The sequence below is a fragment of the Agromyces sp. NPDC055520 genome, from assembly GCF_053619715.1.
The window spans coordinates 19776-28026 of the sequence record NZ_JBSHJY010000039.1; the positions used below are offsets into that span (position 1 = coordinate 19776).

Genomic DNA, 8251 nt, shown 5'->3' on the forward strand with positions numbered 1-8251 from the left:
CCTGACCCCGCCGAAGGGCACGGCCGCGACCCCGCCCGAGGGCATCCGCCGCATCAGGATGCCGCAGAAGCTGCGCAACCTCGAGTTCTGGCTGCTGCTCGTGGCCTGTCTGATCAACGCCATCGCGATCGTGCTCGTGCAGCTCGGGGCGCTGCGCCGCATCGACACGCAACTCGTGCTGCTCGGCGCCGGGCTGTCGCTGCTCGTCTTCGGACTGCACATCGCGATGCGGTACGTGGCGCGCGACGCCGACCCGTTCCTGCTGCCCATCGCGACGGTACTCAACGGTCTCGGCATCGCCATGATCTACCGCATCGACATCGCCGAGGGCGACACCGGGTGGGAGAGCGCGGCCGTGCGCCAGATCGTCTGGAGCGCAATCGCGATCGCGTGCGCGATCGCGACGATCCTCGTGATCCGCAACCACCGCGTGCTCTTCCGCTACACCTACCTCGCCGGACTCGCCGCGATCATCCTGCTGCTGCTGCCCCTCGTGCCCGGACTCGGGCGCGAGGTGTACGGGGCGCGCGTGTGGATCGGCATCGGCGACATCGCGACCTTCCAGCCGGGCGAGATCGCCAAGATCGCGCTGGCCGTCTTCTTCGCCGGCTATCTCGTGCGCAACCGCGATTCGCTCTCGATGGTCGGCACCAAGTTCCTCGGCATGCAGTTTCCGCGGGCGCGCGACCTCGGGCCGCTGCTCATCGTGTGGGCGCTGTCGATGGCCGTCATCGTCTTCCAGCGCGACCTCGGCACCGCCCTGCTCTACTTCGGCCTCTTCCTCGTGATGCTCTACGTCGCCACGAGCCGGCTCTCGTGGGTCGTGCTCGGGCTGACCCTCTTCATCGGCGGCGCGATCATCGCGAGCCAGACCCTCGACTACGTCGGCAATCGCTTCGCGAACTGGCTCGACCCGTTCGACCCCGCTCGCTTCGACGCCGAGGTCGGCGGCAGCTACCAGCTCGTGCAGGGGCTCTTCGGGCTCGCCAACGGCGGTCTCATCGGCACCGGCTGGGGTCAGGGCCGACCCGACATCACGCCCGTGCCGCAGAGCGACTACATCATCGCGAGCCTCGGCGAAGAGCTCGGTCTCGCGGGGGTCTTCGCGATCCTCGCGCTCTACCTGCTCTTCGTCGCCCGCGGGTTCCGCATCGGCTTCGCGGGTCAAGACGACTTCGGCAAGCTGCTCGGCGTCGGGCTCGCATTCGTCGTCGCACTGCAGGTCTTCATCGTCGTCGGCGGCGTCACGCGGGTGATCCCGCTGACGGGCCTCACGACCCCGTTCCTCGCGGCGGGCGGTTCGTCGCTCGTGGCCAACTGGATCATCGTCGCGCTGCTGCTGCGGCTCTCCGACACGGTCCGCAACCATCCGAGGCTGGTGATCGACGGATGAACCGCGAGCTCAAGCGCGTCTCCATCGTCGCGTTCCTCATGTTCCTGACGCTGCTCGTCTCCTCGACGATCATCCAGTACGTGCAGGCCGATGCCCTCGCCGCCGACCCCCGCAACTCGCGCACGCTCTACGAGAGCTACAACATCGAACGCGGCCCGATCCTCGTGGGCGGCGAACCCATCGCCTATTCGCAGGCCGCCGACGACAACTACAAGTTCCAGCGCATCTACTCCAACGGGCCGCTGTACGTGCCGATCACCGGCTACCTGCCGGTGAACGGCGAGGCGACGGGCCTCGAGCGTTCGCTCAACGAGTACCTGAGCGGTCAGTCGTCGAGCCAGTTCTTCGACTCGCTCAACCGGCTGATCTCGGGTCAGGACCCGATGGGCGCCTCGGTCGAGGTCGCGATCGACCCGGTGCTGCAGCAGGCCGCGTGGGACGCGCTCGGCGACTACACCGGCGCCGTCTACGTCAGCGAGCCGTCGACCGGGCGCATCCTCGCGATGGTCACCAAGCCCACGTTCGACCCGAACGCGCTCGCGTCGCACAACACCGCCGAGGTCACGGCGACCTACGACGGTCTGCTCGCCGACCCCGGCGACCCCCTGTTCAACCGTGCGACGGGCGGCGACATGAACCCGCCCGGGTCGGTGTTCAAGCTCGTCGTCACCGCGGCCGCGCTCGAGTCGGGCAAGTACACGCCCGAGAGTCAGCTGCCGAACCCGGCCACCTTCACCCTGCCCGGCACCGATTCGGTCGTGCGCAACACCGAGGGCGGCAACTGCGGGGGCGGTGCGACCGTGAGCCTCGCGACCGCGCTGCGCCTCTCGTGCAACATCCCCTTCGCCGAACTCGGCATCGAGCTCGGAGACACGGCGATCCGCGAGCAGGCCGAGAAGTTCGGGTTCAACAACGAGTTCCTGATCCCGACGATCACCGAGGCGAGCGTGTACCCGCGAGTGCTCGACGAGGCGCAGACGGCGCTGTCGGCCTTCGGCCAGTACGAGGTGCGCGCGACGCCCATGCAGATGGCCATGGTGTCGGCCGCGATCGCGAACGGCGGCATCGTGATGAACCCGAATCTGGTCGATCAGATCACGGCCCCCGACTTCACCCCGCTCGAGGAGTTCAAGCCGAAGGAGTTCGGCCGGGCGATCAGCGAGGCGACGGCGAACACGATGGTGGCGATGATGGTCAACGGCGTCGAGAACGGGGCCGCGAGTAATGCAAGAATAGACGGCGTCAGCGTGGCCGGTAAGACGGGTACAGCGGAGAACGGCGAGAGTGACCCCTACACTCTCTGGTTCACCGGTTTTGCCCCCGCCGACAATCCTCAGTATGCGATCACAGTGCTCGTTGAGGATGGCGGGGGACTTGGTCAGGAGGGGTACGGCAATCTCATCGCCGCACCCGTCGCAAAGCAGGTACTAGAGGCGGTGCTGAACAAATGAGACCGAGCGCAGGGCTCACCTTCGGAGGGCGCTACGAACTGCAATCCCGCATCGCGATCGGCGGGATGGGCGAGGTGTGGCAGGCCACTGACCTCGTCATCGGCCGCCAGGTCGCGATCAAGATCCTGAAAGACGAGTATCTCGGCGATCCGGGCTTCCTCGAGCGCTTCCGCGCCGAGGCCCGTCACGCCGCACTCGTCAACCACGAGGGCATCGCCAATGTCTTCGACTACGGCGAGGAAGACGGCAGCGCCTACCTCGTCATGGAACTCGTGCCCGGCGAGGCGCTGTCCACGATCCTCGAGCGTGAGCACGTGCTCTCGACCGACAAGGTGCTCGACATCGTCGCGCAGACCGCGTCGGCGCTGCAGGCCGCGCACGCCGCCGGCCTCGTGCACCGCGACATCAAGCCCGGCAACCTGCTGATCACACCCGACGGCCGCGTCAAGATCACCGACTTCGGCATCGCGCGCATCGCCGACCAGGTGCCGCTGACGGCCACCGGTCAGGTCATGGGCACGGTGCAGTACCTCTCGCCCGAGCAGGCGTCGGGCCACCCGGCATCGCCGACCACCGACATCTACTCGCTCGGCATCGTCGCCTACGAGGCCCTCGCGGGCCGCCGCCCGTTCACGGGCGAGTCGCAGGTCGCGATCGCGATGGCGCAGATCAACGAGACTCCTCCCGATCTGCCGGTCACGGTCTCCGAGCCGGTGCGCAACCTGGTCTACGGATGCATCGCGAAGAACCCCGCCGACCGGCCGCAGTCCGCAGCGCACCTCGCACGTGCCGCGACGGCGCTGCGCCGGGGCGACGTGCAGTCCGCCGCTGCCGCAGTGCCCGCGGTGCTCGGCGCTGCAGGGGCGACCGCAGCGACGATGCTCATGCCGCAGGCCGGCGCCACCGCCGCGACGACGGTGCTCCCGTCGGCCGCGGGTGCGCCGATCGACGGCGAAGAGCCCGTCGAAGAGAAGAAGAAGCGCAGTCCGTGGACCTGGCCGCTCATCGTGCTCATCGCCCTGCTCGCGATCGTGCTCATCGGCACGATCATCGCGCTTGCGATCAACAGCGGCGGCGACAAGACCCCGCCGACGACCTCGTCGTCGAAGCCGCCGGCATCGTCGAGCACACCGCCGTCGAGCGCCCCGCCGTCGAGCGAGGCGCCCACCAACGCGCAGGTCAACCGCGAAGACTACCTCGGCCTCACGGTCGACGAGGCGAGTTCGAAGCTCGGCGCCCTGGGCATGGTCGCGAACGCCGTCGAGGGTAACCCGGCGGCGACGGCCGAAGAGGCCGGCCGCGTCTACGACGTCAACCCGACGGGCAACATGAAGATCGGCTCCGAGGTGACGATCACGTACTACGCCGCCCCCGAGACGCCGAGTGCACCGACCTCTGCGCCGACCGCGAACCCGAACCCGTTCACGCCGTCGACCGACCCGAACGCGAAGGTGCCCGTCACCATATCGTGGACCGCGCAGCAGTGCCCGGCGGGTCAGACGCTCTCGGGCTACTCGTTGACGGTCACGGGTGACGCGACCGCGCCGGGCGCGGTCAGCCCCGACAAGACGAGCGCACAGGTGATGGCCGGGCAGGAGGAGTTCCAGGTCACCTTCCTGTACTTCTGCGGCCCCGTCAGCTCGCCGCCGTCGCCGGCGCTCACGGTGACCGTCGACAACTGACGCACGGCACGAGAACGAACACACGACACGAGAGGCGAAGGACTGCACGGTGAACGATGAAGGACGAGTGCTCGCGGGTCGATACCGCGTCGGCGCCCTCATCGGGCGCGGCGGCATGTCCGACGTGCACGTCGGATCCGATACCAGGCTCGGGCGTCAGGTCGCGATCAAGCTGCTGAAGCCGCAGCTCGCGACCGACCCCGCGTTCCGCATGCGATTCCGTCAAGAGGCGCAGTCGGCGGCGCGCATGGCGCATCCGACGATCGTGCGTGTCTTCGACGCGGGCGAAGAGACCGTCGTCGACGCCTCGGGCCAAGAGGTGCAGCTGCCCTTCATCGTCATGGAGTTCGTCGAGGGTCGGCTCCTGAAAGACATCATCCACGACGGGCCGCTCGAGGCCTCCGCCGCGGTGCGCGTCATCGACGGCGTGCTCACGGCCCTCGAGTACTCCCATCGCGCGGGTGTCGTGCACCGCGACATCAAGCCGGGCAACATCATGATCACCACCACCGGCCAGGTGAAGGTCATGGACTTCGGCATCGCCCGCGCCGTCTCCGACTCGTCGACGACGGTGGCCCAGACCACCGCGATCCTCGGCACCGCGTCGTACTTCTCGCCCGAGCAGGCCAAGGGCGAGACGGTCGACGCGCGCACCGACCTGTACTCCACGGGTGTGGTGCTCTTCGAGATGCTCACGGGTCGCCCGCCGTTCCGCGGCGACACCCCGGTCGCGGTCGCGTACCAGCACGTCAGCGAGCGACCGGTCAAGCCGAGCGTCATCAACCCCAAGGTCTCGCCCGCGCTCGACTCGGTCGTGCTGCATGCGCTCGCGAAGAATCGCGAGCAGCGCTATCAGACGGCCGCCGAGTTCCGTGCCGACGTCGACACCGCGGCGGCCGGCAAGGTGCCGGTGCATCGCGAACCCGACCAAGCGACGCTGCTGTTCGGTGCGCCCACCGCCTCGCTCTCGAGTTCCGAGCTCGCGCTGCGCCAGCTCGCCGAAGACGAGACGATGACGAGAACCCAGCGCCGCCCACCGGCGATCTGGATCTGGTCGGGCATCATCGGCGTGATCGTGATCGTCATCGCGGTCATGTACTGGGCGTTCAATCTGCAGCCGACGAGCGAGATCCCGTCGAATGCGCGCGAGATCCCGGTGCTCGCGGGCAGCACGTACGAAGAGGCGGTCGCGCAACTGCAAGAGCTCGGACTGCCGGCGTCACCGCTCGAAGAGACGAGCGACACCGTGCCGGCCGGTCAGGTGATCCGCACCGACCCGCCCGCGACCGAGATCGTCGACGCCGGCACCGCGGTGACCGTCTACGTGTCGAAAGGCAAAGAGGCGGTCGCGGTTCCCGATCTGAAGAACAAGACCCTCGAACAGGCCAAGGCCGACCTCACCGCCGTCGGGTTGGTGGCCGGTGTCGAGACGCGCGAGTCGTCGCCGACGGTGCCGGGCGACACCGTGCTCGCCACGACCCCCGAGGCCGGCGCGTCGGTCGAGGCCGGCTCCACGGTCGACTTCCGCATCTCGAGCGGCATGGTTACCCTCACCGACGTGACCGGGCAGACGCTCTCGGCGGCGAGCTCGTTCCTCTCGGCCGAGAACCTGCAGCTCACGGCCGTGCCCAAGCCCGACGGCTCGTGCAAGTCGGAGCCCGGCTCGCCGGTGACGCAGCAGTCGCTGCCGCCCGGTGATGTGCCGCAGCACTCCACCGTCGAACTCACCTACTGCGCAGGCTGAGCCCCCGCTCAGATGGCCGTCGCCCGCACCAACGGGCTCAGACCGACCGCGCGCTCGCGCGCCTCTGGCAGCCCGGCGACCGCGAGCCAGTTGCCGAGCATGCGGTAGCCGCCCTCGGTGAGCACCGATTCGGGGTGGAACTGCACGCCGAAGATCGGTGCGCTCTCGTGCCGCAACCCCATGATGACGCCGCCCTGGGTTCGACTCGTCACCACGAGCGAGGCGGGCACCGTGCCGTCGACGACGGCGAGCGAGTGGTACCGCGTCGCCGTGAACGGCTGCGGCACTCCGTCGTAGAAGTCGCTGTCGTCGTGCGTGATGAGCGACGTCTTGCCGTGCATGAGCTCTTCGGCATTGGTGACGACCGCCCCGAAGGCCTCGGCGATCGCCTGGTGGCCGAGGCAGACGCCGAGTATCGGCTGCCCCGACGCGAGGGCGGCCTCGACGATCGGGATCGACACACCGGCATCCGAGGGCTTGCCCGGCCCTGGTGAGATGAGCACGGCGTCGTACTCGGCGATGCGCGAGGGCACGTCGGCGACGTCGAACGAGTCGTTTCGCACGACCTCGGTCTCGGCGCCGAGTTCTTGCAGGTACCCGTTCAGTGTGTAGACGAAGCTGTCGTAGTTGTCGACGACGAGCACCCGGGTCGGGGTGTTTTCCATGTCAGTTCACTCCACCGTGACGTTGATCGGATTCAGTACGCCGTCGACCCACGGGAAGACCCAGGTGAAGAGGGCGAAGACGACGGCTGCGACGAGCAGCAGCACCAGGATGATGCGCAGCCACACCGGACCGGGCAGCACCCGCCAGAGTGCACCGTACATGGCTCAGCTCCCCCACTTCGCGACGATCGGCTCGATCTCGGCCGGTGCGCCCGCCGAGCCCGGCTGCCAGGATTCGAGCACCCCGTAGGCGATGATGCGCTCGGCCGTCGAGAACAGCGGATTGCAGCTCGTGAGCGTGACGATGCGGTCGGTCGGCGCGAGGTCGGGGTGGTGCGGCACGGGCGCCAGCACGTCGACGGTCTCGGGCGTCACATACTCGAAGTCGCGGAACCGGTAGGTGTACCAGCCGTCTTTGGTCTGGATGTAGATCGCGTCGCCCAGTTGCAGCTGCTCGATCTCGTGCATGCCGCCGCCGTACGCGCTGCGGTGCGCGGCGATCGCGAAGTTGCCGACCTCGCCCGGCATCTGCGTCTGCGGGTAGTGTCCGACGCCGAGGTCGAAGCTGTTGAGCACGTCGAGCCCGTAGCCCTCGGCGATGTTGCGCTGCGAATCCTCGCCGAATCGCGGCACGTACATGATCGCGAAGGCATCGCCGTTGTCGTACTCCGTCGCGTCGACGACCGGGTCGCCGTAGTCGGCCGACGCGGCCGGCGGCGCGGCACCTTCCGCCTCGTGCGCCTGCTGCTGCCACTGATTGCTGAGCGTGGATGCCGCGGACGACTGCTGCCCGGCCATGATCGCGTCGTTCCACCACAGCTGCCAACCGAGGAACAGCAGGATCATCGCTCCAGCCGTGAGCAGCAGTTCACCGAGAACGCCGACGACGCTCACGCGTGGGCGCCGGCTCGCCGCAGCACGGTGCGCACGCCGCGTTTCGGGTTGCGACTCGGGCATGAGGGCGATTCTAGCCCGCGCGACAGTGAACCGAATGTGTTCGCAGGCCCACTCTCGGCTAGAATCGCCCGCATGGCACGTACGAAATCATCGAAGCCCGCGCGCGTTGAACAGACGAGCGGCGAAGAGGCTCCGAACCCGGTGTGGTTCAAGCCCGTCATGTTCGGCTTCATGCTCGTCGGTCTCGCCTGGATCATCGTGTTCTACGTGAGCCAGGGCGCATATCCCGTCGGCAGCCTCGGCTCGTGGAACATCCTCATCGGCTTCGGCATCGCCTTCGTCGGCTTCCTCATGACGACCCGCTGGCGTTAGCCGGCGCACCAACGATCGACAGGGGGGCGGATGCCGCGGCATCCGCC

Annotated in this window: 8 protein-coding genes; 5 read left to right on the forward strand and 3 right to left on the reverse strand. The window is 68.2% G+C overall.

All coding sequences use genetic code 11. The annotated features are described in order from the left end of the window. The first annotated feature begins 58 nt into the window (after window positions 1-58). The 4 genes from ACWGST_RS13755 to pknB are packed head-to-tail and all read left to right on the forward strand — an operon-like array spanning window position 59 to window position 6270. A complete protein-coding gene (locus ACWGST_RS13755; RefSeq protein WP_452047242.1) occupies window positions 59-1393 on the forward strand; it encodes an FtsW/RodA/SpoVE family cell cycle protein in 1335 nt (444 codons plus the stop codon). Further along, window positions 1390-2844: a peptidoglycan D,D-transpeptidase FtsI family protein gene (locus tag ACWGST_RS13760; protein WP_452047235.1), complete on the forward strand. Its 1455-nt coding sequence runs from the start codon at window positions 1390-1392 to the stop codon at window positions 2842-2844. The genes ACWGST_RS13755 and ACWGST_RS13760 overlap by 4 nt, the downstream gene beginning before the upstream one ends. Then, window positions 2841-4526: a protein kinase domain-containing protein gene (locus ACWGST_RS13765; RefSeq protein WP_452047236.1), complete on the forward strand. Its 1686-nt coding sequence runs from the start codon at window positions 2841-2843 to the stop codon at window positions 4524-4526. The genes ACWGST_RS13760 and ACWGST_RS13765 overlap by 4 nt, the downstream gene beginning before the upstream one ends. A gap of 49 nt (window positions 4527-4575) precedes the next feature. Then, window positions 4576-6270: a Stk1 family PASTA domain-containing Ser/Thr kinase gene (gene pknB, locus ACWGST_RS13770; protein WP_452047237.1), complete on the forward strand. Its 1695-nt coding sequence runs from the start codon at window positions 4576-4578 to the stop codon at window positions 6268-6270. Between the two features lie 8 nt (window positions 6271-6278). Here pknB and ACWGST_RS13775 read toward each other — a convergent pair whose 3' ends face one another. The 3 genes from ACWGST_RS13775 to ACWGST_RS13785 are packed head-to-tail and all read right to left on the reverse strand — an operon-like array spanning window position 6279 to window position 7892. Next, a complete protein-coding gene (locus ACWGST_RS13775; protein WP_452047238.1) occupies window positions 6279-6935 on the reverse strand; it encodes an anthranilate synthase component II in 657 nt (218 codons plus the stop codon). 6 nt (window positions 6936-6941) lie between these two features. Then, a complete protein-coding gene (locus ACWGST_RS13780) occupies window positions 6942-7097 on the reverse strand; it encodes a hypothetical protein (protein WP_452047239.1) in 156 nt (51 codons plus the stop codon). 3 nt (window positions 7098-7100) lie between these two features. Continuing rightward, entirely contained in the window at window positions 7101-7892 is a 792-nt protein-coding gene (locus ACWGST_RS13785) for a class E sortase (RefSeq protein WP_452047240.1), read from the reverse strand. Window positions 7893-7964: 72 nt separating this feature from the next. On the opposite strand from ACWGST_RS13785, the gene ACWGST_RS13790 reads away from it, so the two are divergent. Further along, window positions 7965-8204, forward strand: coding sequence for a cell division protein CrgA (locus ACWGST_RS13790; RefSeq protein WP_452047241.1), 240 nt, complete (start codon window positions 7965-7967; stop codon window positions 8202-8204). The last annotated feature ends 47 nt before the right edge of the window (window positions 8205-8251 follow it).